The following is a 26,630-nucleotide window of genomic DNA, read 5'->3' as shown; positions in this document are numbered from 1 at the left end:
TCCGTCAGTCGAGCGGGCGGACCTTCAGCCCGTAGCGGGTCACTCCTTCCTGCGTGTAGATGCGCCGCACCGTCGCTTCGACGCGGTCGCCGACGTCGACCGACTCCGCGTCGGCGTCGACGACGAGCACCGGCGCGCTGGCCGTGTCGCCGTCGGGGCCGTCGAACGCGACGATCGCCGTCGCGTAATCGCCGGCGCGCGCCTGGAGCTCCGCGAACTCCGGCGGTGCGCCGCCCTGAGAGATGACCGACACCGCCTCGATCGTTCCCTGCCGCTCCAGTTGTACCGGCTCGTACTCGACGAGTTCGTAACACTGCCGGCACGCCCCGTCGGGGAGGAAGTTCAGGGAGCCACAGGACGGACAGCGCCCGCCCTCGAGTCGATATCGCTGCGGACCCGATCGCTTCCAGGAGGGGACGCTCACGTACGCGCCGCCGCCGTCCGGTTCGCCACTCGTGATCTCGCCGCGCAGGCGGAGATACTCCGCGTAGCTCACCGTCTCTTCGCCCGCGAGGTCGACCTCGCCCGGAACGGCGCCGGACGCCTCGACGGAGAGCGCGGTCGCCGTCGAGCCGCTTCCGTAGCCGACGGCCAGTAGCCGATCGACGCCGTCGACGAGCGCGCTCGCCATCGACAGCGGCACGCTGGCGGCGCCGAGGTCGCCGAGCGAGTGAACGACCGCGTGCGGTTCGACGGCGTCCGACGGCGTGCCGATGACCTTCGCGCCGCGGTAGGGGAGCTTTCCGTCCGGCGCCTGCAGCGCGACCGCGTCCACCGCCGACGGATCCGCCTCGAGGCCGTCGACGGCCCCGCCGACCGTCTCGGTGTACGCCGAGCGATCGTACGGCGTGATATCGAGCGAGTCGACCGTCGTCGAGCCGCGCTCCCGGAAGCGAGTCCCGGGATAATCGATCGCGTGGTCCGCCTGCTCTCGGATCGTCACGGGAGCGTCCGGGGTCAGCACGAAGGCGGCCGCGCCGGCGCCGGCAGCGTGATCGATGGCGCTATCGGGTTCGCCCCGCGGCATGTCGCTCGCGACGACGAGCGCGGGGCCGTCGCCCGCGGCGAGCGTTGACGTGAGCGCGCGAACGCCCGCGTTCGTGCTGCCCGTCGACAGCGTCCGCGTCGCGTCGTCGCCGACGCCGAGGAACTCGCCCAGCCGCACCGAGAGATCCTCCTCCTCGAGCGGCGGGGTCGTCGTCGCGAACGAGAGGGCGGCGATCTCGCCCGCGTCGACGTCGCTCGCCTCGAGCGCGCGGCGCGCGGCCGCCGCGGCCATCGTCAGGCTGTCCTCGTCGGGGCCGGGAACGGCGGTCTCCTGGATTCCCGCGCCGTCGAAGCGGTTCCACGCCTCGGTCACCGCCTCGGCCGTGATCCGCCGCCGCGGGACGTACGTCCCGACGGCCGCGATGCCGAGCGAGTCGCTCATGATTCCACCTCCGCGCGTTCGGGCGCCTCGAGGACGTGGACCACCGCGGCCCCGCCGCTGCCGCCGACGTTGTGCGTCAGGCCGATTTCGGCGTCCTCGACCTGCCGATCGCCGGCGGTGCCCCGGAGCTGGTCGAAGGCCTCGACGAGCTGTCCCGCGCCCGTCGCGCCGATCGGATGCCCCTTCGACTTCAGGCCGCCGGACGTGTTCACCGGCAGGTCGCCCTCGAGCGTCGTGACGCCGTCTTCGATCAGCTGGCCGCCCTGACCGACCTCGCAGAAGCCGAGGTCCTCGTACGCGAGGATTTCCGCGATCGAGAAGCAGTCGTGGACCTCCGCGAAGTCCAGTTTGTCCGGGGAGATCCCGGCCATCTCGTAGGCGTCTCGGCCGGCTTTTCGCGTCGCCGGGAGGCTCGTGTACGACTCGCGCTGGAAGAGGCCGACTCCGTCGCTCGCCGCGCCGACGCCCGAGATCTTCACGGGCCGATCAGTGTACTCCGCTGCGACGTCTTCGCTCGCGATGAGCACGCCTGCCGCGCCGTCGCTCGTCGGACAACAGTGGTATAGCGTCAGCGGATCTGCGACCGTCGCCGCGCCTTCGGCCTGCTCGAGTGAGCACTCGAAGCCGAGGTGCGCCTTGGGGTTTCGCGCCCCGTTCTCGTGGCTCTTGACGGCGACGCGAGACAACTGCTCGCGCGTCGTCCCGTATTCGGCCATGTGCGCGCTCGCGATCTGGGCGTAGACGCCGGAGAAAGTGGTCCCAGCCATCCGTTCCCACTCAGTCTCGCCGGAGACACCGAACCAGTACCGGGTCGTGTCGCTGCTCAGGTCGGTCATCATCTCGACGCCGCCCGCCAGGGCGAGATCCGCCATGCCGGATTTGACCGCCTGGATCGCGTGGCGGACCCCGGAGCCGCTCGCCGCGCACGCGTTCTCGACGCGCGTGGTCGGGATCCCGTGCAGGCCGGCGTGTTCGGTCACTGCGGGCCCGGACAGGCCCAGCTGACGGCCGCCGATGCTAATCATCCCGATAAACGCCTCGTCGATTTCGGACGGATCGACGCCGTGGTCGACGCTCTCTGTCGTCGCTTCGAACGCCGTCCGGAACAGCGATCGATAACTCTCAGACGGGAACGAGCCGTACGGACTCTGTCCCGCGCCGATAACGTATGCATCTCGCATGTGTGCAACAGTACAACAAGGAACCTACAGCGGTATAAGTCTGCCCGACACCACCCCGCTCTTCCGACGAATCGGACGACCGGAACTAATGGGGTCGACCCGTAGCGGTCCGGACGGTACCGCCCACGACAAGGTATAAGTCGCTTCCTCGGCAATCGGATACGTGTTACATGATAACGCACACTGGGCTGGAGCCTCGACACGAGGAGTTCCGCGACCGCGTTCAGGCGTTCTGCGACGACACCGTCAGGCCGGTCGTCGAGGAACACGAGCGGGAGGGGCGGTTTCCGCTCGACCTCGTCGACGAACTAGGCGATGCCGGCCTCTACGGTATCACGATCCCCGAGGAGTACGGTGGCGAGGGGATGGACTACCGCTCGTTTCAGGTCGCCGTCGAGGAGCTCTCCCGCGTCTGGAAGATCCCGGCGGGCGTCGTCTCCCTCTCCTGTTCGCTCGTCGGAACGTCGCTCGCGGAGTTCGGGGCCAACTGGCAGCGCGAGGAGTGGCTTCGGGATATCTTTACGGACAATCTCGTCACGGCGGTTTCGTTGACCGAACCGCAAGCCGGAAGCGACGCGGCGGCGCTCGAGACGTCCGCCCGCCGGGACGGCGACGAACTCGTCATCGACGGCCACAAGGTGTGGACCTCCCACGGCGAGGTCGCCGACTTCCTCATCGTCGTCGCTCGAACCGGCGACGAGGGCGACCACGGTGACGTGAGTCTCATCGGTATCTCCGACCCCCAATCCGTCGACGGGCTCGAGTTCGTCCGCGACATCCCATGTATGGAAGGCGATGCGGTCGTCGAGAGCGAGGTGAAGTACGACGGCGTCCGCGTTCCCGAAGAGAATATCATCGGCGAGGAGGGGAAGGGGTTCAAGTACATAATGCGGGCGCTCGACGTCGGTCGCATCGGCGCCGCGGCTCAGGGCGTCGGCGTCGCACAGGGTGCGATGGACGCGAGCGTCGACTTCGCCGACGAACGCGAGCAGTTCGGACAGCCGATCCGCGAGTTTCAGGGCGTCTCGTTCAAGCTCGCGGACATGGCGATGGATATCCAGGCGGCGCGGCTCATGACCATCTGGGCGGCCAAAAACCTCGACGACGGCAACCGGGTGAACAAGCAGGCCTCGATGGCGAAGACGTTCGCGACCGACGTCGCGATGGACGTCACCACCGAAGCGGTGCAGGTCCACGGCTCCAGAGGATACTCGAAGGACTACCCCGTCGAGCGGTTCATGCGCGAAGCGAAAGGCGCCCAGATCTACGAGGGAACTAACGAAGTCAACCGACAGATCATCAGCGATCACCTCTTCGAGTAACGGCTATTCGTTTTCGAGCGGCCGACGGCGCTACTCAGGCGCGTTCGGAATCCAAGCGGACGGTTTGTTCGTCTCCGCGCTTTTTGTACGCTCGCTCGAGTCTGATTCCGTCCGAAAGAGATTTGCTAACAGCTAGTAAACGAACGAGTGTCAATGGCGTCAGCAAGTGACCTCGAGTTCGGCGTAATGCTGTCAGCGACGAGCAACGACTACGGGATCGCGGACGAGGAGCGCCCGGAGATCTTCAGGCGGACTGCGACCGCGGTCGAAGAGAACGGGTTCGATGTCCTCGTCGCCGGCGACCACATCGCGTACCCCGACGAGATCCCCTCGGACTACGAGTTCTCCCAGAGCGGCGAACCGCCGTTCGATTCGGACACGAGCGTCTACGACGTGTTCCAGGTGCTCTCGCACTTGGCGGCGATCACGGACGACATCGCCCTCGGGACGAACGTCTGTGCCGCGCCGTACCGCCACCCGATCACGCTGACGAAACACGTGCTCACGCTCGAGTCGCTCTCGGGCGGCCGGGCCGACCTCGGCGTCGCGCCGGGGTGGCTGCACACCGAGTTCGAGGCTCTCGGCGTCCCCTTCGAGGAGCGCGGCTCGCGGACCGACGAGTTCCTCGACATCTTTCGACGGGCCTGCGAGGAGGAACGGCTCTCGTACGACGGTGATCACGCCTCGTTCGACACGGTCGGCTTCCACCCGTCGCCGTCCCGGGAAATTCCCGTGTGGATCGGCGGCCACTCCGGCGCGACGTTCAGGCGAATCGCGGAGTACGGCAACGGCTGGACGACGCTCTGGGATCGGCCCGACGACGTCGAGCAGGCGCGCGATCGGATCCTGAACGCCTGGACCGACTACGATCGCGACGGCGAACCGGAGATCGCAGTGCTCAGACCCGTCAATGTCGGCGGCGACGGCGATCGGATCCTCTCCGGATCGGCGGACGAAATCATCGACGACCTCGAGTCCTACGCTGCGGCCGGAGCGACGCGAGTCATCGTCGACTTCTATACTACGGACGTCGACGAACAATTAGAGCAGATCCGACGCCTCGGTGAAGACGTGCTCCCCTCGTTCTGAGCGCGAGCGATCGCCATTGGTTCGCGTCGGTCCGACCGATTACTCGGCTTCGTCGAGTTCGTTCTCGAACACTGCGTCGTCACGAACGTTCGGCGCGCCTACCGCGAAGATGCGCGTTTCCTCGTGAGCGGTGATCTGACGCCACGGACCTTCGTCGACAACGATCACGTCTCCCTCTTCGTACGGGAATTCGTCGCCGCCGACCTCCATTACCCCACGTCCTCGTTCGATGTAGAACAGTTCCTCTTGTTCTTTCTGCTTGTGTCGTCGCACTACTTCCCCCTCGTTGTAGTGGAAGTAGTTGAATCGCATCTTATTCGGACGCGGTTCGTCGTTGACTTTGAGTTCATGACCGAGCGTCTTGACTGCAGGTTCGCCTGGTCTTGTCTTCCACTCGGCATCCTCTATATTGATTTTCGAATACATCGCCCGTGCGTAGGCTCATCGAGAAAGATTATAAATATCCCGCTTGGTCACGACCTCTTGCAGAGTATACACGAGTACGGTCTCAAACGGTTCGCGCTCGAATCGCGGCTCGGTCGCGGAGCGCCGTCCCTGGCGGTCGAACGATGGATCGGATGGCTATACGCCGAACAGATCCCGAGCGTTCTCGTAGAGCAGTTTCCGTTCGACCGCCGGATCGAGCCCCATCTCGTCGATCTGCTCGAGCGTTTCCGGATAGTCGAGGACAGGGTAGTCCGTGCCGAAGACGACCTTGTCGCGGCCCCGCGATTTGATGAAGTTCACAACGTTTTCCTCCCAGTACTTCGGCGCGTGGGCGGTCGCGCCGAGATAGAGGTTGTCGTGTTTCCACGCGAGCGCCTCGAGTTCCTTCGACCACGGCCAGCCGGTGTGTCCGCCGACGATGTCGAGTTCGGGGAAGTCGAGCGCGATGTCGTCGAGGAGGAGCGGCTTCCCCATCTTGCTCGGCATCTTCATCGCGGAGTGGCCGACCTGCATCATCACCGGCACCCCCAGCTCGGCGCACTTGGCGTAGAAGGGGTAGTACTGCCGGTGGTTGATCGGCCGGTCCCAGCCGTAGGGCTCCAGGAGTGCGGCGACGAATCCGTAGTCTTCGACGTACTCCTCGAGCGTCGCGACGCCGTCCATCCCCTCTCGCGGGTTGATGCCCGCCATTCCCTTGATCCGGTCGGGATGCTGTGACGCGAGCTCCGCGACCATCTCGTGGGGGACGTCGATTTCCATGCCGCCGTCCGGGTTCCCGAACTTGAGCGCCGGAACGAACACTTGATCGATACCGTGCTCGTCCATCTTCGAGACGAACTCGTCCGCCGACATTCCCTGTTCGGGATCGTACATATCGTCCTTCCCGAAGATTCGCGCCGCGACCTGCTGGGCCTGCGACTCGTAGTACAGTTCCGTTCCCTCGGTGGTGAAGACGTTACACCAGACGTCGATGATCTTCCCGTCGCTTACTACCATAGTGCTATCACGTATTGAACGACTACGAAAACGATCGAGTCTGTACCGCTTAATAGTACCGGTGGCACGGATGAATCGGTTAGAGCCGCCGATCCGAGCTCGATCCCGGGAACCCAGCAGCGACGACCGATCAGGAGTGCGTGTAGTTGACTTCGATGACGTTAGCCGTCTCGAGGAGCATCGTCGGCAGTTCGTCGGCCATTCGGTCGTCAGTGAGCCGCTGGACGGGACCGCCGATGCTGATCGCGCCGCGGACCGTGCCGCCGCAGATGATGGGAACCCCGATCGAGCGGACCCCTTCGATCCGCTCTTCGTGGTCCGTCGCATACCCTTGCTCGCGAATGGACTCGAGTTCCTCGTAGAGCCGGTCGCGGTCGGTGATCGAGTTCTCGGTGGGAGACGGGGTGCCGTGTTCGTCGAGGATCGTTTCGACGTACTCGTCGGGCAGGTACGCGAGAATCACCTTCCCGGGAGCCATCGTCGTGAGCGGCAGCCGCTGACCGGGGAACACCTCGAGCTGTAACGCGTGCTCTCCGACTGCAGTGTCGAGTAAGACACCGAGCCCGTTCTCTTCGATCATCAAACTGGCGTGTTCACCGGTTTCCTCGGCTAACTTCCGGATCTGTGGACGTGCAGAGCGGTAGATCTTCATCCGTCTACGCCGCTTCTCGCCGAGCTCCATGAATTTCGTCGCGAGGTAGTACTGACCGTTTTCTTCGATAATGTAGCCGAGTTCGAGAAGCGTCTGCAGGTAATCGTGAGCCGTGCTCTTCGGCATCGACATCTCGTTCATCACGTCGGCGAAGGTCGCTCCGTCGAGCGCTCCGATCATCTCGATCAGTTCGAGCGTCTTTTTCGCCGTCTTCACCGGAACATCCTCTGACATGTGTTATCAGTACTTTCGCATCGTACGATAATAAATCTGTCCGGTGATTCTGAACTACGGTGATCGTTCTCGCGCGTCCGCACTGTTCTCGAAACGAAGCGAGACGGAACAAGGACGATATTCCCCGTGCTACTGATGATCGTGGTATGATATAGCGTCCCAGAGATAGTTCGTTATTACCGGATATATAGCTAAACCGCAATTCAATCGGGATCCATAGAAAATACCAGACTCTCGTTGAGAAATATACGGCTAATTCGGGATTTTTCATTCGGTATATCCGTAACCGTTCTATAGCCGCTGAAACAGGCTAAATACTCCATTTGAGAGTTTTTAATCAGGATATCTTCTTCTCTCGCTGAATTTCACGGCCGGTATTACCGTCATAGTTAACACAGCAGCATACCGTCTTTTCCGCGTTGTTCTCACCTTCTTATTCTGCCCGCACGGGTCAATCGCGTTCGATACTTCCGAACGAGGAGGTATAACAACAGTACTACTGTTATCCCCTGTGTTACTGACTGATAATGCTGCGACAAAGCGCGCGTGTTTAGCAGTCAAATCGATGGAAAGGCTAATATTCTTCGGCCGCAGTCGTCTTCGTATGAATTCAGACGAGAACGAAACGGAGTTTCGGACGAAGGTGGCGAAACTCATCGAGAAATACAATCTCGAAGGGACCGGCGACGAGTTTGAGCAGTTGTGGACCGCGTCCGGAGACGAACGACGGAGTCTGCGAGAGTTGGCCGAAATGTTCAACAAGCGAATCCTTCGATCCGCAATCGATGAGTCGGAGATGACGCCTCTCAGCGCCGACGTGGACGACGTCTATCTTCGGCTACAGGGCGAAAAGGGAACGTCCGCCGATCGAACGCGGATCAGGCGGCGGCTCGAGCGCGAGGGAATCGACGTTGAGACGCTTCAGTCCGATTTCGTTTCGTATCAGGCGATTCGGTCGTTCCTGAAAGACGATCGGAACGCCGAATACAATCCGAGCCGAGACCCGATCGAGCGGGACAGAGAAAGCATTCAACAACTTCGAAACCGAACGATGCTGGTAACCGAGACGAAACTCGAGGGGTTGGTGAAAAACGACGAGATAACACTGGGCTCCCACGAGATAACGGTCGATATCAACGTCTTCTGTGAGGACTGCGGCCGACAATTTGACGCGATAGAGGTTCTTGATCGGGAAGGTTGTGAATGTAAGCGATAGACCAACACTCGCACGCGAAACCCCCGCCGATGCGGTCATTGATCGTATCCCGCCTTGAAAAATCAACCGTAGGGTTTATCCGAAGAGATGCGATATATACTGATGATGAGTATTGAACGATCTAAAAATAAGGTTCAACTAACTGTCGAGAATATCGGTGGTATCGATGACACCTCGGTGACGTTTTCCCCCGGTGTGACGCTCCTCGTCGGTCGAAACGCGACAAACCGAACGTCCCTGCTTCAGGCCGTAATGGCAGCCTTCGGAAGCGACGACGTTTCGGTCAAGGGAGATGCGGATGAAGCGACCGTCGAAATGAATGTGGGGGATGACACATATCATCGAACACTCAAACGCGTAAACGGCCAGATCACCGCCAGTGGTGAACCGTACCTCGAGGATTCGACGCTCGCAGACCTCTTCGCGTTCTTACTGGAATCAAACGAGGCTCGCCGCGCCGTCGCGAATAGCGACGATCTCCGCGAGATCATCATGCGTCCGGTCGACACCGACGAGATCCAGGCCGAAATCGAACGGCTCGTCCAGCAGCGCAACGAGATCGACCAGGAACTCGACGAGATCGAGTCGCTGAAGAAGCAACTGCCGTCGCTCGAGGAAGAGCGGACGAGCCTCCGCGACCGCATCGAGGACGTTCAGGCTGAACTCGCCGAAAAAGAAGACGAACTCGACTCTCGCGATGCGGACCTCGAACAGACACGCGAAGAAAAAGCGGAACTCGAGGAGAAACTCTCGACCCTTCGAGATAAACGGTCGACGCTCGAGAATATCCGGTACGATCTGGAAACGGAACGCGACAGCCTCGACTCGCTCCGATCAGAAAAGCAGGACTTGGAATCGGAACTGGAGGAGTTATCGGAGACTCCAGTCGGCGAGATAGACGAACTAGCGTCGCGTATCGATCGGCTCCGGGAGCAAAAGCAACAGCTCCAATCCGAGATCAGTGAATGCCGGAGCGTCATTCAATTCAACGAGGAGATGATCGAGGAGACGGACGCGGAACTTCCCACCGCTCTCGGCGCGGACGAACCCGTGACAGACCAGCTCCTCCCCGAGGAGACGACGACGTGTTGGACGTGCGGTACCGAAGTCGATGTCGAACAAATCGAATCGACCGTCGATCGGCTCCGAGAGTACTCTCAGCAGAAAAGGCAGGAATCGAACGAAATCCAGAACGAATTGGACGATCTGAAGCAAAAACGTCGTGACCTCCAGCAGGAACAGCAACGTCGAGACGATATCCAGCAGCGACTCACAACGGTCGAAAACGAAATCGAGTCGACGGAAGAAAAAATCGAGCAGTTGACCGAACGGAAGGAGACGCTCCGGACCGAGATCAGTGAGGTCGAAAGCGAGGTCGAAGAACTGGAGAACGACTCCTACGAGGAAATCCTCGATCTTCACAAGGAAGCGAACCAACTGGAGTACGATCTCGGAAAGCTCGAGGGGAACGTAGAGCAAATCGAGGACGAAATCCGTGACATCGAGGAACAGATCGGCGAAGAGGGCGATCTCAAGGACGATCGAGACGCGCTCTCCGACGAAATTTCGGATCTACGGACGAAAATCGATCGCATCGAGCAGCAGGCCGTCGACGAGTTCAACGAGCACATGGATACGGTGCTGAATCTGCTCGGCTACGATAACATCGATCGAATCTGGATCGAGCGAGTCGAGCGGGAAGTTCGCGAGGGGCGACGGAAAGTGTCCAAGAGCGTGTTCGATCTCCACGTGATCCGCCAGACGGAGAACAACACGACCTACGAGGACACGATCGACCACCTGAGCGAGAGCGAACGCGAAGTGACCGGGTTGATTTTCGCGCTCGCCGGCTATCTCGCGCACGAAGTCTACGAAACCGTCCCGCTCATGACCTTGGACTCCCTCGAGGCGATCGATTCCGATCGGATCGCGAACCTGGTCGAGTACCTCTCCGACTACAACGAGTATCTCCTGGTCGCGCTGCTACCCGAAGACGCCGCAAGCCTCGACGACGAGTACGAGCAGATCACGGAGATATAGACGCACTCGGGGAATCGTCTCGTTTGTTACCACCGTCGATTCAATGGGTCTCTGCTATTTCGCGAATGACGGCAGTATCTAGTTAGGCCAGGCTGAAAAGTGCGTAGATCATAGCGCGAGTTTGGCCACGCCGGTCGTAGACCGATTCAGTGAGTATGACGCACCGAAATTCGGTGAATCGGAGCGTAAACGAACGGCGTATACTCAGATGGGCGTCGCCGTCCACTCTATGCGACCGATTGCCTGCTGCAAGTAACTCCTCGCTCGAGTAGTGTCGATCGGTTTCTCGAAGCGATCTGGGACTGGAGAAGTCGGTTGGCTGACATCGTTCCAGGCTCCCCGACGTCCGCGAGAGCAGAGTTCTCGTACGGCATTTTGGAGCGCAAAAATATCTACGCTGTCAAGAGTAACTGTGGGTAGTATTGCAAATATAATGAATAACAACTAGTCAAAGTCGATTCTCGATGCTGTAGTTGTGATCGCTGGAGAACTGATCTAGCCATTGTATTTCTGCATAGATTAACTGAAAAATACGATCATTCCGGATTCGAACCTTCAGAATGCCCGCAGATTCTTTCTATAACTCGTGGGTGAATAGCTCGGTAAACAGCAACATCTAAATTGAACGGCTCACACATTACAGCAACATATAACAACTGAACCAATTATTTATCGCACATAAGCTATCGGAGGCGGTGAACCAGACGGCAACACGGGGAGAGTTACATACTAAGATCAGACCCGATCGTGTGTTGTCCGCGATTCACACCAGATCTATCCTCTTAATTATTTAATTATGTATACTCCATTTCTGTAAACCACCAGTCGATTTATTAGCGTTCCTTCAGAGGTAGTTAGCATATGTCGCACAGCGTCCGGGTGAAAACAGCCGGGAAAACCTTACGGTTGCTAGAAATAATCGACGACTTACAGGGGGGGACACTGGGAGAGATCACCGAGGCCGCAGCGTTGCCGAAAAGTACGACGCACGATTACTTGCAAACGCTTCGTCAGTTAGGGTATCTCATCGCGGAAGACGGGGAGTATAACCTCTCGACGAAATTTCTCGAGTTAGGCGAAAAACGACGCCGGCGAATGGAGATTTACCAGCCGGCTCGTCCAGAAATAGAACGATTAGCGCACGAAACCGGGGAGCATGCCAGCTTGTTGGTAGAAGAGAACGGGGTCGGCGTTTTACTCGATCACGAGGCCGGGGACGATGCGCTTCGGCTCGACTTATTCGTCGGACAACGCTACCCGCTTCCAGTGACCGCACCTGGGAAGGCGATTCTCGCACACCTCTCTGCGGAGCGAACCGCATCGATACTCGACGAATGCGAAATCCCAGCCGCCACCCAGAACACGATCACGGACCGTGATCGTCTGTATCGGGAACTCGAGGACATCCGAGAGAAAGGGTACGCCGTCGACGACGAGGAGCACGTCCAGGGGGTTCGTGCGGTATCGACGCCGATAATTTGTCGGAAGACGGTTCTCGGCGCGATCACTATCGGTGGCCCGGTTCAACGCCTCACTGATGACCGGATCGCCGACGAATTACCGACGAAACTCCGCGAATCGGCTAATATCATCGAGGTAAACTACGTCCACTCGTGAACTGCCTCGAGGCGTGCACCCGACACTCGCCACTTCCACTTGTAGTCTCATTGCGGTCATTTTCCGGAGCCATCGGTGCCGGATATCTGTCGTGTTTCGAGGTCACTGTCCGCACGTCGAATACATTCGACGTTACTCTCAGATTCCAACTCAGCGCGAATCCCTCGCTGTCGGCTCTCCGTTGTTGCTGGTGGCAGTTCGTCTCTCGGCTTCGATCGCCCGCGCGGCGTCGAGAATCAGTTCGTCGTCGATGTGTTCGAGCAGTCGCTCTTGCCCACGCTCTCCCCGACGATCGATTTCGTCGTCCGAGATGTACATCTCGATCCTGCGATCGATTTCCCGGTCGCGGAGCTCCGCGAGCCGCGCCTCTTCGAGGCCGTGGTCGTCGGCCACTCGGTCGTCGAAGTGCTCGCGCCAGCGGTTCCGGGCGGCCGATTCGTCCTCGAGTTCCGTTTCTCGGCGCACCCAGTCGTAGTAGTTGGCCAGCGAGTCGGGGTAGCCCCGCTCTCGGCGGACGGCCTCGACGACGGAGATCGCGGTCCGAGCGCCGCGACCGGCGGCCATCAGCGCCTGGTAGCCGGTATCCCCGTACGGCGACGCAATGAACAGGTCGTCGACCGGCGTCGTCCCGTCGCTCTCGGCGTATCCCTTATCGAAATGCTCGTGTTCCTCACCGTCGTGTTCGTGCGTCTCGAACATCGCTGCCTCGTCGTCGAGCCCCCGCATGTACTCGCCGTCGTAGCGCGTGGCCGCGATCACTCGACGGGCGGTGATCGGTACCACTCCCTGCAGATCGATGATGAACCCCTCACCGTCGTCGGTGCGCTCGAGCGACTCGACGAGGTCGGGGACGATCTCGCATCCCGCCTCCTCGGCGTGATCGTGCATCAACTCGTACAGCGTCTCGATGTCGATCCCCGCGGGGAAGCCGAGGTAGTTCTCGAGGTGTGCACATCGTTGAATCGAGGAACGGCCGCGATCGAAGATGACCGTGTCCAGGCCGTAACGAGCGGTGAAAATACCCGCCGCGCAGCCTGCGGGACCGCCGCCAACGACGACGACGTCGTGATCGAACGCTGCTTCCGTGTAGGTCGTGTCGCTATCACTCATTGCTGAAATTCCCCGGTGACGATGTCCGCAACGCGCTGGCGGTCGAATAGCTGTTCGCCTCCGAACTCGTCGGGATACAGTCCACGGGCTGCCTGCTCGAGTTGGAAGAGGTGGATGATCGGCCCCTGGTAGGTCAGGCCACCGTAGATGACGCGGTCGTTTTGAACCGCCTGAAGCTCGCTCGCGACGCTGTGGTCCTCGAGATGGGAGACGATTTCGGCGTCGAAATACTCCTGTGTAATCTCGCCTTGCAACCTGATCGCGAGGGCGTCCGGATCGATCTCCAACAGCGTTTCGTAGTCGATAGTCCCCCCGCCGGCTTGCGTATCCACGACGCCGTTCTCGGCGAGACCATCCTCAACGTTCAGATCGTTCCAGTGTTTGGACTGTGTCCCGGAGCCGATCAGGTACGGGTAGAACGATTCCGGCGGGACTCCATCCGGGTAGAGAACCGCAATGGTCGGGGATTCGCTCGGAAGGCGCGCTTGGACGTCCGCGAGCACCTCGTCGTGATACGCCGCGAACGCCTCGTAGCGATCCTGCGCTTGGAACACCTGGGCGATCTTCTCGAAGGCTTCGTACAGCGTGTAGTCGGCGTAGTCGTGCCAGTCGTAAACACGCGAGAAGATCGTGTTCCCCACGAACGGCGCGACAGCGTTTCGGATCTCGTCGACGTCAGCCTGCCCCCACTGGAGGCGATTCACCATGAAGTTCGGATCGATGAGGTGAACGTCGGCCTTGAGTTCGTAAAAGATCTCTTTGCCGGTGCCGTCCTGATAGAGTTCGGTGAGTTCGCTTCCGTTGACGGAGACGCCGGGGAGTTCCTCGTACAGGTGTGAGGCGAACCGGGCGCGGATGCCGATAGCCGAGAGCCCGTCACCCTGCCCGAGCGCGACGCCCATGTCCGCGTAATCGCCCGTGTATGGGAGCCACGTTTCGGGAACCTCGTCGAACTCGACGGTACCGACGGGTTCCATCGTGACCGAGTACGATCCGTCCGTTTCGCTCGTTTCGTCCTCCGGGCTAGCCACACAGCCGGCGAGCAGCCCGCCACCGACCACAGCGCCGCCGTATTTCAGCGTGTCTCTGCGTGTCGGTGTATCAGCCGTAGTATCGGTATTGTCACTCATAGGTTATCGTTAGCGTCTGACCCTCACTGGATGGTCGGCAGCGATGAACGGCTCGTCGTCCCCGTCGGCGAAGGCCAGCCCGCCACACTCGTTTCGATGGACTCGCCACAGCGGCAGGTCGGGGATGTCGTACGCTTCCGGCTCGCGGAACGCGCCGGCGATCGCCCACTCTCGAGCGCGCATTCACCGATCACCCGTGATGATCTCCGCGACCGCCTGGCGGTCGAACAGTTGCTCGTCGTCGGGAATTGCTGGGTACGGCCCCTCGGTGTAGGTCGGCCACTCGCCGAAGACGTCGGGATAGAGCTGTTTCGCGGTCATCTCGAGCTGGAACAGGTTCAGGATTGGGCCCTGATAGCGGGCCCCCTGCGGGTAGACGCGCTCGTTTTCGACCGCGGAGAGTCGCTGTCCGACGGCGTGGTCCCGAAGTGACGATCGAATCCCGGCCATATCTGTTTCGGGATGCAGCCCGCCCAGCGAGAAGATCACGTCGGGATCGGCCTCGAGCAGCGTTTCCATGTCGATCACGTCGCCCGAGGAGATGTCGTCGCCGAGGACGCCGATCGGACTGAGCGGGCGCACGTGGGCCGTCAGAAACCCGGGCGTATCGAGCGTGTAGGCGTACATGCTATCGATGTCGCTCATCCCCGCCAGGACCGCGGTCGGCCGCTCCCGTCGGGGAGGGAGATTCGCCTCGATCGTCTCCAGCAGGTTCGCGTGTATCTCCGCGAGCGCCTCGTACCGCTCCTCCTCCCGAAAGACGGCCGCGACCTTCTCGAACATCTCCCAGAGCGTGTAGTACTCGTAGCGGTCGGCCCACTCGGCCGGCGGCTCGTCGTGTCTGTCGCTGAACTTGTTCCCGAACCACGGGGCGACGGTGTCTCGGATCTCCTCGACATCCGACGCGTCCTTGCTGTCGAGGGCGTTCACGCTCGCCGGATCGGCGAGGTGGACGTCGCTGTCGAGATCGTAGAGCTTCTCCTTGCTCGGATCCCAGGACGAGTACAGGCCCGTCCAGTCCAGCGTGACGCCGGGGAGCCGTTCGGTGAACTGGTTCCACAGCCGGTCGTAGTACTCGGGCGCGTGCATCGCGTTGACGTCGTTCCCGCGTCCGAGGGCGAACGCCATGCCGGCGTGGTGGGTCAGCCGCGTGAAGATGCGTTCCGGCGGCGAGTCGAACGACACCTCGCCCATCGGGGCCATCGTCACCGAATAGCTACCGTCGCCGGATCGGTCGTCCCCGTTCTCGCTCTGTCCGACCAGTTCCGAACAGCCCGCGAGGGCCGTCCCGGCCGCGATTGCGCCGCCGTATTTCAGCGCGTCTCTGCGCGTCGGTCCATCGGTCGTGCCGTTGTTGCTACCGTTCATGCGTCGAAGTCACCGTTGATAATGTCCGCGACCGCCTGCCGATCGAACAGTTGCTCGTCGCCGGTCACGTCTCCGAACTCCTCGGGGAACAGCTGTTTCGCCGCTCGCTCGGTCAGGAAGAGGTTGTGAATCGGCCCCTGATTGAGGTAGCCGCCGCGGTAGACGCGCCCGTTCCGGACGGCGGAGAGTTCGCTCCCGACGGGATGACTCTGCATGTAGTCGAGAACGACGTCCCGGAACTCCGCGGCGGACTTTCGCTCGTGACCGCGGACGAGAATTACCTCGGGATCGATCTCGAGCAGGTTCTCGTAGTCGAGTTCGCCGCGGTTCGTCGTGCTGAGGTTATCGATGTCCGTCCCCGTCAGCGCGTCGTGGACGCCGAGGTCGCGCCACTGTTTCTTGCTCGTCCCCGCGTCGTCGAGGCGGTACGGCGAGAACGTCTCCGGCTCGTCGGTCCCTTCGAAGGTGAGGAAAACCTCCGGTCGATCCTCGCTCGGCGGAAGCCGCTCCCGTATCGACGCGATGAACCCGTCGTGGAGTTCGCTGAACGCCTCGTAGCGTGCTCGCGCTTGGAACACGTCGGCCACTTTCTCGAAGGCCTCGTACAGCGTGTAATAGCGGTAGTCGTGCCAGTCATCGGAGCGCCGAAAGATCAGGTTCCCGACGAACGGCGCGACGTTCGTCGCGATCTCGTCGACGTCGCCCTCGCCCCAGTCGAACCAGTTGACCAGCATCTGGGGGTCGTACAGGTGTACGTCGCTCTCGAGTTCGTAGAACTCCTCTTTGGTTCTGACCTCCGGATACTGCTCGAGGACGTCTTCGTCGACGGTCACGCCGGGCAGTTCGTCGTAGACGTACGTGTAGTAGCGGTCCGCGCCGCCGACGCCGGCCAACCCGTCGGCCTGTCCCAGCGCGACGGCCATATCGGCGTAGCCGCCGTCGTACGCGGCCCATCGTTCGGGTACCTCGTCGAACGCGACGGTGCCCATCGGCTCCATCGAGACCGAATAGGTGCCCTCGTCGTCCTGATCGCCCGAGCCGTCGCTCTGCCCGACCAGATCCGAACAACCCGCCAGAGCGGCGCTGGTCACGAGCGTGCCGCCGTACCTCAGCGCGTCTCGCCGTGTGGACGTCTCGGTCGTGCTGTCGTCGGTGTCTCTCATTTGGCACCCTCCGTTCCTGGTGTCTGCAACTCAGCGGCGCGATGGGAATCCCGTCGGAGTCGGGTTCGAAGACTGCTTCCGTCTCGAGCCGCCAGCCGGCATCTACGTCGGCGAACGCGTTTCATCTCTTCTCTCACCATGCCTTTAGGCTAGCCTAAAATATAATAAAGCCTCCGATTATTAGGCTGGCCTAAAAACGACGACGATCGGCCCAGACGAGGCGAAAGCAGCGGATGTCTCGGTCTGACCAGCGGTATCGGTGCCCGCTCCGTCCCTCGAGTCGCTCGTCCCATATCTATCCCTATCGGTGCGTGCCGTTCAGATCTCGCCCATGTTCTCCTGCTTTCGCATCAGATAGAGGAAGTACGGGCCGCCGAGGAGCCCGGTGACGATGCCGACGGGAATCTGGGTCGGGCTCAACGCCAGCCGCGCGCCCACGTCGGCGCTGACCATCAGTGCCGGCCCGACGAACAGACAGCCGACGATCAGTTTCTTCGAGTCGCTGCCGACGAGGTTTCGCACCATGTGCGGGACGATGAGCCCGACGAAGCCGACGATCCCGGCGACGGCGATGCTCGCTGACGCCGCGAGGACCGCGACGCCCGACAGCGCGAACCGGGCTTTTTCGATCGACATGCCGAGCGACTGCGCGGTCCGTTCGCCCAACAGGAGGACGTCCATCTGGCGCGAGCCGGCGACGGCGAACAGCACCACGACGGCCGTCGACGGGAGGATGAGTCGCACCTGCTCCCAGTCGGTCCCAGTGAGCGAGCCGGTGGTCCACGCGATGGCCGACTGGACGACGCCGATATCGTCCGCGAAGAAGAACAGTCCCGTCTGTAGCGACCCGAAGACCGTCCCGACGATGACGCCGGCGAGGACCAGCCGAACCGGCGAGGTCCCGTTCTTCCAGGCGATCACGTAGACGATGAGAAACGCGACGGCACCTCCCACTGCGGCGATTATCGGGAGAAACGCCGTCAGGCTCCCGAAGACGACGAGCGTCAATAGAATCATGAGCCCGGCACCGGAGGAGACGCCCAGAATGAACGGGCTCGCGAGTTCGTTGCGCGTCACCGCCTGAAAGATCGCTCCCGAGACGCCGAGGTTCATGCCGACGAGCGCCGCGACGAAGACCCGCGGCAGTCGGATGTTCCAGACGATGAGGCTCTCGGAACTCATCTCGGGCATCGCTTCGCCCAGCAAGAACGCGTCCCAGGCCTGCGGGTTGAACACCACGTTCGGATTGAACAGCGCGCGCCACGCCTCGAGAAACGTCATCGAGTAGGCGCCGTAACTGATCTGTATCAGCGCGCCGGCGAAGACGATGGCGACGCTGGTGAGCACCACCGTGACGAGTTTCGGATCCAGAAGCCACCCGACCCGTGACTTCGGTAGTCGCGAGCTCGCGGTCCGTTCCGTTCCGACGGTCGACTTTTCCCCGCTCATCGCCGGATCGTTTCGGCTGGTTCGCTCGAGAGACGGTCTCCGTAGCGCTCGCTTTCGTTGCGAGCGTTGCGACCGTCTTCGCATGGTTTCTGCCGCCGTCCAAGCGATACGCCTCCGCTGACTCTCCCACCGAGGGGCATATAGCGTCGCCGGACCGGTGCTCCCAGCCACTCGGATTCGTTTATCATACTGATTTAGGCCGGCCTAAAATATAAAACCGTTCCGGTTTTAGGCGAGCCTAATTATTGGGCAGTAATCACGACTAAGGGTCTCTTCGGCTCGTTGCCTTGGCTCGCTTCGTCTCTGTCTGATCCATCGGTCCGCTCGCTCGAGTCGAGCCATTGCGGCGGACGAGCGGTGACACCTAACCGCCTGGTCGGCTCTATACCGACGACGATCGACCCGCCTGTATCGGCGGTGAGTAACGCCGTTCTCAGTAGGGCCCGCCACAGTGCGGACACAGCGGCGGCCCGTTTTCCGGTACTACCGCCCCGCAATGGGGGCATTCGTGGTCCGGCGACGTGATTTCGTCGACGATCTCGTCCGTCCGCTCGCGAATCGACTCGAGCGAGCCGATCTCGTCGGTACTTTCGGTCGTTTTGTCCCCCGCAGCCGCTGCAAAGCGCGCGCGTTCGGTCACGAACGGTTCGTCGCTCTCCTCGGCGAGCGTCGCAAGCTGTTCGTCCGAGAGTGGCGAGTCGTTTGAAGCGGTCCGAGCGACCAGTCCGAGCGCCTCAGCGGCGCGCCCGCGAACGTGTGGACACTCGTCCTCGAGTCGCTCCGAGAGGGCATCGGTCGCGTCGGACAGTGCGGCCGGATACTCGCTACCGACCGCGACGAGCGCCGTACAGAGGTGATAGCGCACGAGTTCCTCCTCGGCGTCGAGGTGCTCCGCGAGATCCGCGATTCGGTGCCGCAACCGGCCCGGATCGCCCAGCGCGATATACGCGAGCGCTTTCGCGAGTTTCTCCTTCACTTCCGGCTCGTCGAACGACAGTCCGACCACGAGATCTGCGAGCAGGTCCGGCGTCGCGACGGCTTCGGGGTAGTCGGCCCCGACGTAGCCGAGCGCCTCGGCGGAGCGCGCTCGAACGTAGTAGAACTCCTCCTCGTCGGCGAGTCGACCGGTGAGCGCGTCGACGTCGTCGATCACGGCGTCCGGATCCGTCCTCGAGAGGGCGACGAAGAGCTTCGCGGCGTTCAGCCGAACCGATCGCGTCTCGTCAGTGAGAAACGGGACCAATTCGTGAACGTGTGGAGCGAGAACGTCCGAGCGATCGTCCGCGACCGATCGCACCGATCGGAGCAGTTCCTTCCGTCGTTTGGGTTCCGCTCGCTGATACGCCTGGAACGACGTGCTGACGCTCTCGTGAGCGCCGCCACGAAGGCGCTGCGTTACGATATCGATCGGTTGTAGTTCGGGGACGTCTTCCATCGTGTATCGGACTCGTTAGTTGCCTCTCACGTCGCGTCATGAAAAACACCGGGGACACCGCCGTCCGATCGCTCTTCGTCATGATCTGTGCTGTGGAACGGTGGTCGCGGCCAGATACTGCATGGGTCGGCAACTGTACGAGGTCACTCAGAACCGCTTTCTCGAGACAGCTACTCACGACTGATTGCGAACGGCAACCTCCTCTTCCCGATTGCTGCCGTCTCGTGTCGCCGGGCAAATTCCCTATAGCACTATAAGATTTATAAACAGTGGATTCGAGGTTTTGACGACCCTTCGCCGCCGAAATCGGCAGAACCGTCATTGAGCAAAACACACATGATTACTTCGATAATCAAGTGTGTTTTTGCGCGGGTCCGTCCCCTCTGGGGATCGCGAACGATGAATCTCAGCGGGACGCGACCTCTCGAGGCTGATCACACTGACCGGCGCGACTCCTGTGGCGGAGCCGCTCGAGCCGTTCCCCCGATCAAAATCGGAGGACAGTGAGGAGAGCGGCAACTACCGGCGACCTCGAGCGCTGCGTCGAGGACTTCCTCGAATGGCTCGAGACTGATTCGACTGCGGACGTGATACTCGATGATCTGGACGAGCAGTTTCACGATATGCGTGCGACCTTGCCGACCACGATCTCGTCCCATTCCGTCCGTCGCGCGCTGTCGTCGAGACCACCGAGACCGTATCGATGGCGGATCCGTTCGAACTCACATCCACATGGGTCTCGAAATCCGTATTCGAGTTCGTCTCGGCCACTAGCTTCGCGTGAGATCAGCTGCGTGAACCGTATCCGACTACCGAAGCGGTTTACAGACGTACCTTCGTAACGCTCTACCACTGACTTCAATGGAATCGGGAAGATATCGAAGACCAGAACTGGTTAGTCTACCGACTCCTTCTCGATCGCACGAGCGGTATCTGCTCTCGACATCCGGTCGAATCAATTCTTGGAATTGCGGATTACTTCGGTGTCTGTCGGTCTCGTTTGTTGTGGCTGAAAGATGCGATCTCCGTAACGTTCTCACTCGCTGCTCTCTTGTTTGAGAGTGTCAAACGGATTGAGCAGTTCACCGCTGACCGTGACTTCCTTGAGGACATCTATACGGTATCGGTTGAACCGATCGATCCCGCTCTCTTCCCCGTACGTGGATTGTGACCGCCGTTTGATGACTGCTAACACTCTATCGCGGGAACCGGTATCCACCTTCGGAATGATGATCGAGGTATTCGTAACAGAAATAGCTGTTATCTTCATCCATATCTGCCAGCAGCTACGTTGTATCCCGGAAATCTCTCTCCACGGTTCTCGATAGTAGCGTGACGGATAATACGAGAGTGGAATTATCGTTTGTATGCTTCAAACGCGTACCGGAGCGATGTCGTTCTCGTCCCGAATGCGATGGCCTCAAATAATCTATCGCGTCCGGTGTCTATACCGTATGGGACTACCACATCTGGCGGCTAACGGCGTAGTCATGCTCGAATGGAGATAGTTATTTATATCTCACCAGTTAGTGTGCTACTGTGATGTCAAACGACCGTGGTTCCACGGAGTCGTTCGGACTCGAGACCGTCGTCCTCGCTGTGGGCGGGCGCGACGAGAATCGCGCCGAGAAGCTCGTCGATGTGGCCCTCCAAATCACCTCACCGGGACACTCCGAAGTCGTTGTCGTCCACACGTTCGATTCGGACTCGTACACCGAAACCGTCCAAAGTATCTCCAGCACGGCGGACGAGTACATCGAACCCGACGAACTGGCCGCACAGATGGACGTTGTTCAAGGGATTACCAGCCAACTCACGGAGAACGATATCGACTGTGATGTCCGCGCCACTACGGGCAGAAAGGGCCAAGGTATCGTGGACATTGCCGCGGACCTGGATGCCGATCGGGTAATCGTCGGCGGACAACAGCGCAGTCCGACGGGGAAAGCGATCTTCGGGAGCATGGTCCAGAAAGTGCTGCTCAACGCCCCCTGCCCGGTGACGTTCGTTCGCGATCAGGATAACTGACGCACTGATTCCCGTTCGATCAGTGATTCGCTCCGGCCGTCAATATCGTTGATTGGGTAGTATACGTTTGGACTTCGCAAACGGACTCCGTATGCTCGATCGTGTGATCCGTGAAACCCTGATTTCGGCATTCGACTCGATACCGTAAACTCGAGTGCTCCAGCCCGGATACTCCAGACGCGACTCGAGTCGAATTACAATCGAACTGTAGCAGTCTATCTACGAATGGGGTGCCGTTCGTTCTTCCCCGTGTGGAGTGTCGCTGTACAGTCACGATCATGATGTGACCGAAATGAATCACATGTTTAACTAGGGTGTATCGAAGGTTTTATTGGTGAGATCACCGTCCGCTCTCGATATGAGGTGCCAAGCCGAGGCATGGGCATACAGCCCGACGTATAGTGTAATTCTGAGTGCCGCGGAGTTGCGCTCCAACAACATAGTCAAACGATGAGTCTGATTCACCGACTATTGCCGGTAGGAGACGACGATATCGGTCCGTTTGTTATCGTTATCTCCGCGCTCGCCGCGCTGAACGGACTACTGTTCGGGTTCGACACCGGCGTTATCTCGGGGGCGTTGCTCTACATGTCCGAGACGTTCCCCCAACTCGAGGCGAACGCGTTCTTGCAGGGAACCGTCGTCAGCGGTGCGATGGTCGGCGCGATCGTCGGCGCGGCCTTCGGCGGCCGGCTCGCGGATCGGATCGGGCGGCGCCGGCTCATCCTGCTCGGCGCCGTCCTGTTCTTCGTCGGGTCATTCATCATGGCGGTCGCCCCCACGGTCGAGATTCTGATCCTCGGCCGACTCCTCGACGGGATCGGGATCGGCTTCGCGTCCGTCGTCGGACCGCTGTACATCTCGGAGATGGCACCGGCGAAGATCCGCGGATCGCTCGTGACGCTCAACAACGTCGCTATCACGGGGGGAATCCTCGTGTCCTACATAACGAACCAGCTCATCGCAAACATGGCATTCGACGCCGGCCTCTCGTGGCGGATCATGCTCGGGCTCGGGATGCTCCCCGCCGTGGTCCTGTTCGGCGGGATCATCTTCATGCCGGAGAGTCCGCGGTGGCTCGTCGAAAAGGACCGAGAGCAGGAGGCTCGATCCATCCTGAGTCGCGTCAGGAACGGCACTAACATCGATGCCGAAATGAAGGATATCATGCAGATGTCCAAGCGCGAGCAGGGGAGCTTTCGCGACCTCCTGCAGCCGTGGCTTCGCCCGGTCCTGATCGTGGGCCTCGGCCTCGCGATGTTACAGCAGGTCTCGGGAATCAACGCGGTCGTCTACTACGCGCCGACGATACTGGAGTCGTCCGGATACAGCGACATCGCGTCCCTCTTCGGGACGATCGGAATCGGCTCGATCAACGTGTTGCTGACGGTCGCCGCGCTGTTCCTGGTCGACCGCGTCGGCCGTCGACCGCTGTTGCTCTTCGGCCTCGTCGGGATGTGTATCTCGGTGACCGTCCTCGCCGGGGCCTACATGGTTCCCAGCATGGGCGGGATCATCGGTCCGATTACGGTCGTGAGCCTCATGCTGTTCGTCGGCTTCCACGCGGTCAGTCTCGGCTCGGTCGTCTGGCTGGTCATCTCCGAAATCTTCCCGCTGAACGTCCGCGGGGCCGCGATGGGAGTGACGACGTTGGTCCTCTGGTTCTCGAACTTCCTCGTCGCACAGTTCTTCCCGTCGCTGTTCGAGATCGGCCCCACGGTCGCGTTCGGCGTGTTCGCGGGGATCGCGGCGGCCGGGTTCGTCTTCGTGTACGCGCTGGTCCCGGAGACGAAAGGCCGGACCCTCGAGGAGATCGAGGCCGATCTGCGCGAAACGGGCGTCGCCGACGATAATCTGGCGCTCAGCGAGCAGGCCGAACAGGTCGATCCGACTGAGCAGGTCGATCAGACCGATCACGTCAACGACTGAACCGCTCGCCGATCCGATACCGCGTATCATAGGCGTTTCGGGGCGCACTCGTTCAGCCCCATTTCGTCCGACCCGTAGTAGTCCGTACTCCCGCGATCGCCGAGAACCGACTGGCAGTTAATGCGAAACGGACGGGCGCCGACAGTCAGTCGTTGAGCGTCGCTCGGCGCTCGGCGTTTTCGGTCACACGCAAAGCGCGCGTCTCGAGGAAGCTACTTCTCGAGGGCCGTACAAAATATCGCTCCGGCGACCGAATCGACTCCGTCTCGTGAACCGATGTGATTTCTCGTGGACCGATGGACGATCGCAGTCCGTGAACTCATCCGCTCACTGTCCACCAGCTGGAGTCGAGACCCGGTCTATCGAACTCACTCCATGCGTCGCGACTCGAGCAGCAACTTCTGTTCGACGCGTTTGACCTCGTGCTGGACGTCGCGGACGGCGTCGATGTTCGCAGAGATCGAGCTGATACCCTCATTGACGAGGAATCGGACCATCTCGGGCTTCGAGCCGGCCTGGCCGCAGATGCTGGTGTCGACGTCGTGTTCGCGGCAGGTCTCGATGACGTCACCGATCAGCCGCAGGACGGCGGGATGGAGTTCGTCGAAGCGGTCGGCGACGTGCTCGTTGTTCCGATCGACGGCCAGCGTGTACTGGGTGAGATCGTTGGTGCCGAACGAGGCGAAGTCGATGCCCGCCTCGGCCAGTTTCTCAACCGACAGCGCCGCGGCCGGCGTCTCGATCATCGCGCCCCACTTGCGTTTCTCGGGATCGATGCCCGTCTCCCGCAGCAACTCTTTCGCGCGATAGATGTCCTCCGCGTCGTTGACCAGCGGGAACATGATCTCGACGTTGTCGTAGCCCATCTCGTAGAGCCGCCGAAACGCCTCGAGTTCGTGGGCGAAGACGTCCGGGCGGTCGAGCGACCGGCGAATGCCACGGTAGCCGAGCATCGGGTTGTGCTCCTCGGGTTCGTTCTCCCCGCCCTCGAGCTGGCGGAACTCGTCGGTCGGCGCGTCCAGCGTTCGGACGCGGACGGGCCGCGGATAGAACTCGTCGGCGACGCCACGGATGCCGTCGATCAGTTCCTGCGTGTAGGCGTCGGTGCCGTTCTCTTCGATGAACTTCTCGGGCGTCTGGTTCAGCGAGAGGATCATGTGTTCGGTCCGGAGGAGACCGACGCCGTCGGCGCCGGTCGCGGCCGCGCGCTCGGCGGCCTCCGGGATCGAGACGTTGACCTTGACCTCCGTCGCGGTCATGGGCTTGACCGGCGACTGCGGCCGGACCTCCTCGACGGGTTCGGTCTCTTCGTCGGGTTCGACTTCCTTGCCCTCGAGGACTGCGCCCTTGTCGCCGTCGAGCGTGACGAGTTGCCCGTCCTCGAGGACGGAGGTGGCATTGGTGGTGCCGACGATGGCGGGGACGCCCAGTTCGCGCGAGACGATGGCGGCGTGGCTGGTCATGCCGCCCTCATCCGTGACGATCCCTGCCGCGCGTTTCATCGCGGGGACCATGTCTGGCATCGTCATCTCGGTGACGATGATGTCGCCCTCGCCGACCTTCGCGAGGTCGTCGAGTTTCGTGACGATCCGAGCCGGTCCGCTGACCGTCCCCGGACTCGAGCCCAACCCGTCGACGATGACCTCGCCGGCGCCGTTCGCCCCCGAATCTGAACCCGGGCTCGAGCCCGCGCCGCTGGCGTCGGCGCTCTGAACGCCGCCGCTGCCGTCGGTCACCCCTTTCGAGACGTCGAAACTGCCAGTTTCGGTCGCCGCGTCGCCGCCCTCGTCGATGGTGGTGATCGGCCGGGACTGGAGCATGTAGATCTCGCCCTCGACGATAGCCCATTCGACATCCTGTGGTTTGCCGTAGTGGTCCTCGACGCGCTCGCCTACGTCCATCAGCGCGCCGATCTCGTCGTCGTCGAGAACTCGCTCGTTGCGCTTGTCCTGTGGGACCTCGGTCTCGACGGTCTCGCCGGTCTCCTCGTCCTTTTCGTGCATCACCTTCTTGTCGGCGACGGTGACGTCGACCGAGTGGTCGTCGCGCTCGACGACGTAGTTATCCGGCGAGACGGCCCCGGAGACGACGGCCTCGCCCAGGCCCCAGGCGGCCTCGATGATCATCGTCTGGTCGCCCGTCGAGGGGTGGCTCGTGAACATCACGCCCGACTTCTCGGCGTCGACCATCTGCTGGACGACGACCGCGATGTTCACCGCCGAATGGTCGAAGCCCTGCTCTTGGCGGTAGTAGATCGCCCGCTGGGTAAAGAGCGAAGCCCAGCACTCCCGAACGCGGTCTAACAGGTCCTCGGCGGTGACGTTGAGGAACGTCTCCTGTTGGCCCGCGAAGGAGGCGTCGGGCAGATCTTCGGCCGTCGCCGACGACCGTACCGCGACGAACGCCTCGCCTGCGCGGGACGACGTCCCGCGATCGGACGGGCTCGCCCCGTCCGTGCCGATCTCGCGATACGACTCGAGGATCTCTTCGCGAAGTTCGTCGGGGAACGGCGTCTCGAGAATGAGTTCCTGGGCGCGGTCGGCCGCCTCGGCCAGCGCCGACGAGTCGTCGGCGTTGACGTCGACGGCCGCGAACAGTTCCTCGTCGATTCCGGCTTCTTCGATGAACGATCGGTAGGTCCTGGCGGTGACGACGAACCCCGGAGGCACAGGCAGCCCGGCGCCCGTCAACTCGCCCAATGACGCGCCTTTGCCGCCGACCCGCTCCAGGTCGCCGCTGCTAATTTCGTCTAACCAGAGTACGGTCATCCGTATCGGAGAGACTTCCTCCTCTAC

At 61.4% G+C, this 26,630-nt stretch carries 20 protein-coding genes; 7 read left to right on the top strand and 13 right to left on the bottom strand.

Annotated features, from left to right (window positions below):
* Positions 1-4 precede the first annotated feature (4 nt).
* Together HTUR_RS21630 and HTUR_RS21625 are read right to left on the bottom strand one after the other, a co-directional pair.
* The gene (locus HTUR_RS21630) at positions 5-1,429 is read right to left on the bottom strand and encodes a zinc ribbon domain-containing protein (RefSeq protein ID WP_012945477.1); all 1,425 of its coding nucleotides are present in this window, start codon (positions 1,427-1,429) and stop codon (positions 5-7) included.
* Positions 1,426-2,610, bottom strand: coding sequence for a thiolase domain-containing protein (locus HTUR_RS21625; protein WP_012945476.1), 1,185 nt, complete (start codon positions 2,608-2,610; stop codon positions 1,426-1,428). Before HTUR_RS21625 ends, HTUR_RS21630 begins: the two co-directional genes overlap by 4 nt.
* 170 nt (positions 2,611-2,780) lie before the next feature.
* Between HTUR_RS21625 and HTUR_RS21620 the strand changes: the two genes are divergently transcribed.
* Both HTUR_RS21620 and HTUR_RS21615 read left to right on the top strand, forming a co-directional pair.
* Positions 2,781-3,932 carry an acyl-CoA dehydrogenase family protein gene (locus HTUR_RS21620; RefSeq protein WP_012945475.1) on the top strand — a complete coding sequence of 384 codons (1,152 nt, stop codon included), beginning with the start codon at positions 2,781-2,783 and terminating at the stop codon, positions 3,930-3,932.
* 153 nt (positions 3,933-4,085) lie between these two features.
* The gene (locus HTUR_RS21615) at positions 4,086-5,021 is read left to right on the top strand and encodes a TIGR03619 family F420-dependent LLM class oxidoreductase (protein WP_012945474.1); all 936 of its coding nucleotides are present in this window, start codon (positions 4,086-4,088) and stop codon (positions 5,019-5,021) included.
* A 39-nt stretch (positions 5,022-5,060) separates the two neighbouring features.
* On the opposite strand, the gene HTUR_RS21610 is transcribed toward HTUR_RS21615, so the two are convergent.
* The 3 genes from HTUR_RS21610 to HTUR_RS21600 all read right to left on the bottom strand — a co-directional run bounded on the left by HTUR_RS21610 (position 5,061) and on the right by HTUR_RS21600 (position 7,350).
* Positions 5,061-5,447, bottom strand: a complete 387-nt coding sequence (locus HTUR_RS21610) for a cupin domain-containing protein (protein WP_012945473.1) — start codon at positions 5,445-5,447, stop codon at positions 5,061-5,063.
* Positions 5,448-5,603: 156 nt separating this feature from the next.
* Entirely contained in the window at positions 5,604-6,464 is an 861-nt protein-coding gene (locus tag HTUR_RS21605) for an amidohydrolase family protein (protein ID WP_012945472.1), read from the bottom strand.
* Positions 6,465-6,594: 130 nt separating this feature from the next.
* On the bottom strand, positions 6,595-7,350 hold the full coding sequence (locus HTUR_RS21600) for an IclR family transcriptional regulator (RefSeq protein ID WP_012945471.1): 756 nt from the start codon (positions 7,348-7,350) through the stop codon (positions 6,595-6,597).
* Between the two features lie 604 nt (positions 7,351-7,954).
* On the opposite strand from HTUR_RS21600, the gene rdfA reads away from it, so the two are divergent.
* The 3 genes from rdfA (at position 7,955) to HTUR_RS21585 (ending at position 12,223) form a co-directional block, all read left to right on the top strand.
* Positions 7,955-8,566, top strand: coding sequence for a rod-determining factor RdfA (rdfA, locus tag HTUR_RS21595; RefSeq protein WP_012945470.1), 612 nt, complete (start codon positions 7,955-7,957; stop codon positions 8,564-8,566).
* Between the two features lie 102 nt (positions 8,567-8,668).
* Positions 8,669-10,606 (top strand): archaea-specific SMC-related protein, encoded by a 1,938-nt coding sequence (locus HTUR_RS21590; RefSeq protein WP_049941998.1) that lies wholly within the window; start codon positions 8,669-8,671, stop codon positions 10,604-10,606.
* Between the two features lie 861 nt (positions 10,607-11,467).
* Positions 11,468-12,223 (top strand): IclR family transcriptional regulator, encoded by a 756-nt coding sequence (locus HTUR_RS21585; RefSeq protein WP_012945468.1) that lies wholly within the window; start codon positions 11,468-11,470, stop codon positions 12,221-12,223.
* Between the two features lie 150 nt (positions 12,224-12,373).
* Here the strand turns inward: HTUR_RS21585 and HTUR_RS21580 are convergent, their stop codons facing one another.
* The 7 genes from HTUR_RS21580 to HTUR_RS21555 all read right to left on the bottom strand — a co-directional run bounded on the left by HTUR_RS21580 (position 12,374) and on the right by HTUR_RS21555 (position 19,878).
* The gene (locus HTUR_RS21580) at positions 12,374-13,333 is read right to left on the bottom strand and encodes an FAD-dependent oxidoreductase (RefSeq protein WP_012945467.1); all 960 of its coding nucleotides are present in this window, start codon (positions 13,331-13,333) and stop codon (positions 12,374-12,376) included.
* The gene (locus tag HTUR_RS21575; protein WP_012945466.1) at positions 13,330-14,463 is read right to left on the bottom strand and encodes an ABC transporter substrate-binding protein; all 1,134 of its coding nucleotides are present in this window, start codon (positions 14,461-14,463) and stop codon (positions 13,330-13,332) included. Before HTUR_RS21575 ends, HTUR_RS21580 begins: the two co-directional genes overlap by 4 nt.
* Before the next feature lie 9 nt (positions 14,464-14,472).
* Complete coding sequence (locus tag HTUR_RS27630; protein WP_012945465.1) at positions 14,473-14,646, bottom strand: hypothetical protein; 174 nt, start codon at positions 14,644-14,646, stop codon at positions 14,473-14,475.
* Positions 14,647-15,831 (bottom strand): ABC transporter substrate-binding protein, encoded by a 1,185-nt coding sequence (locus HTUR_RS21570; RefSeq protein WP_012945464.1) that lies wholly within the window; start codon positions 15,829-15,831, stop codon positions 14,647-14,649.
* Positions 15,828-16,994 (bottom strand): ABC transporter substrate-binding protein, encoded by a 1,167-nt coding sequence (locus HTUR_RS21565; RefSeq protein WP_012945463.1) that lies wholly within the window; start codon positions 16,992-16,994, stop codon positions 15,828-15,830. Before HTUR_RS21565 ends, HTUR_RS21570 begins: the two co-directional genes overlap by 4 nt.
* A 318-nt stretch (positions 16,995-17,312) precedes the next feature.
* Entirely contained in the window at positions 17,313-18,443 is a 1,131-nt protein-coding gene (locus HTUR_RS21560; RefSeq protein ID WP_012945462.1) for a FecCD family ABC transporter permease, read from the bottom strand.
* Between the two features lie 433 nt (positions 18,444-18,876).
* Positions 18,877-19,878, bottom strand: coding sequence for a HEAT repeat domain-containing protein (locus tag HTUR_RS21555; RefSeq protein ID WP_012945461.1), 1,002 nt, complete (start codon positions 19,876-19,878; stop codon positions 18,877-18,879).
* Between the two features lie 1,542 nt (positions 19,879-21,420).
* Between HTUR_RS21555 and HTUR_RS21545 the strand changes: the two genes are divergently transcribed.
* A complete protein-coding gene (locus HTUR_RS21545) occupies positions 21,421-21,906 on the top strand; it encodes a universal stress protein (RefSeq protein ID WP_012945459.1) in 486 nt (161 codons plus the stop codon).
* A gap of 450 nt (positions 21,907-22,356) precedes the next feature.
* Positions 22,357-23,835 (top strand): sugar porter family MFS transporter, encoded by a 1,479-nt coding sequence (locus HTUR_RS21540; RefSeq protein ID WP_012945458.1) that lies wholly within the window; start codon positions 22,357-22,359, stop codon positions 23,833-23,835.
* A 368-nt stretch (positions 23,836-24,203) separates the two neighbouring features.
* On the opposite strand, the gene ppsA is transcribed toward HTUR_RS21540, so the two are convergent.
* Positions 24,204-26,603, bottom strand: coding sequence for a phosphoenolpyruvate synthase (gene ppsA, locus HTUR_RS21535; protein ID WP_012945457.1), 2,400 nt, complete (start codon positions 26,601-26,603; stop codon positions 24,204-24,206).
* Positions 26,604-26,630: the final 27 nt, after the last annotated feature.

This window comes from Haloterrigena turkmenica DSM 5511, assembly GCF_000025325.1.
GTDB lineage: Archaea > Halobacteriota > Halobacteria > Halobacteriales > Natrialbaceae > Haloterrigena > Haloterrigena turkmenica.
The sequence above is the reverse complement of the archived record's forward strand: the minus strand, read 5'-3'. Positions and strand labels throughout refer to the sequence as shown.

What these genes read in the sequence shown, in the direction of transcription:
- HTUR_RS21625 (WP_012945476.1), bottom strand. Translation starts at nt 2,610, where the DNA reads ATGCGAGATGCATACGTTATCGGCGCGGGACAGAGTCCGTACGGCTCG.
- HTUR_RS21615 (WP_012945474.1), top strand. Translation starts at nt 4,086, where the DNA reads ATGGCGTCAGCAAGTGACCTCGAGTTCGGCGTAATGCTGTCAGCGACG.
- HTUR_RS21590 (WP_049941998.1), top strand. Translation starts at nt 8,669, where the DNA reads ATGATGAGTATTGAACGATCTAAAAATAAGGTTCAACTAACTGTCGAG.
- HTUR_RS21585 (WP_012945468.1), top strand. Translation starts at nt 11,468, where the DNA reads ATGTCGCACAGCGTCCGGGTGAAAACAGCCGGGAAAACCTTACGGTTG.
- HTUR_RS21605 (WP_012945472.1), bottom strand. Translation starts at nt 6,464, where the DNA reads ATGGTAGTAAGCGACGGGAAGATCATCGACGTCTGGTGTAACGTCTTC.
- HTUR_RS21565 (WP_012945463.1), bottom strand. Translation starts at nt 16,994, where the DNA reads ATGAGAGACACCGACGACAGCACGACCGAGACGTCCACACGGCGAGAC.
- HTUR_RS27630 (WP_012945465.1), bottom strand. Translation starts at nt 14,646, where the DNA reads ATGCGCGCTCGAGAGTGGGCGATCGCCGGCGCGTTCCGCGAGCCGGAA.
- rdfA (WP_012945470.1), top strand. Translation starts at nt 7,955, where the DNA reads ATGAATTCAGACGAGAACGAAACGGAGTTTCGGACGAAGGTGGCGAAA.
- HTUR_RS21600 (WP_012945471.1), bottom strand. Translation starts at nt 7,350, where the DNA reads ATGTCAGAGGATGTTCCGGTGAAGACGGCGAAAAAGACGCTCGAACTG.
- HTUR_RS21545 (WP_012945459.1), top strand. Translation starts at nt 21,421, where the DNA reads ATGTCAAACGACCGTGGTTCCACGGAGTCGTTCGGACTCGAGACCGTC.
- HTUR_RS21570 (WP_012945464.1), bottom strand. Translation starts at nt 15,831, where the DNA reads ATGAACGGTAGCAACAACGGCACGACCGATGGACCGACGCGCAGAGAC.
- HTUR_RS21575 (WP_012945466.1), bottom strand. Translation starts at nt 14,463, where the DNA reads ATGAGTGACAATACCGATACTACGGCTGATACACCGACACGCAGAGAC.
- HTUR_RS21560 (WP_012945462.1), bottom strand. Translation starts at nt 18,443, where the DNA reads ATGAGCGGGGAAAAGTCGACCGTCGGAACGGAACGGACCGCGAGCTCG.
- HTUR_RS21630 (WP_012945477.1), bottom strand. Translation starts at nt 1,429, where the DNA reads ATGAGCGACTCGCTCGGCATCGCGGCCGTCGGGACGTACGTCCCGCGG.
- HTUR_RS21580 (WP_012945467.1), bottom strand. Translation starts at nt 13,333, where the DNA reads ATGAGTGATAGCGACACGACCTACACGGAAGCAGCGTTCGATCACGAC.
- HTUR_RS21540 (WP_012945458.1), top strand. Translation starts at nt 22,357, where the DNA reads ATGAGTCTGATTCACCGACTATTGCCGGTAGGAGACGACGATATCGGT.
- ppsA (WP_012945457.1), bottom strand. Translation starts at nt 26,603, where the DNA reads ATGACCGTACTCTGGTTAGACGAAATTAGCAGCGGCGACCTGGAGCGG.
- HTUR_RS21555 (WP_012945461.1), bottom strand. Translation starts at nt 19,878, where the DNA reads ATGGAAGACGTCCCCGAACTACAACCGATCGATATCGTAACGCAGCGC.
- HTUR_RS21620 (WP_012945475.1), top strand. Translation starts at nt 2,781, where the DNA reads ATGATAACGCACACTGGGCTGGAGCCTCGACACGAGGAGTTCCGCGAC.
- HTUR_RS21610 (WP_012945473.1), bottom strand. Translation starts at nt 5,447, where the DNA reads ATGTATTCGAAAATCAATATAGAGGATGCCGAGTGGAAGACAAGACCA.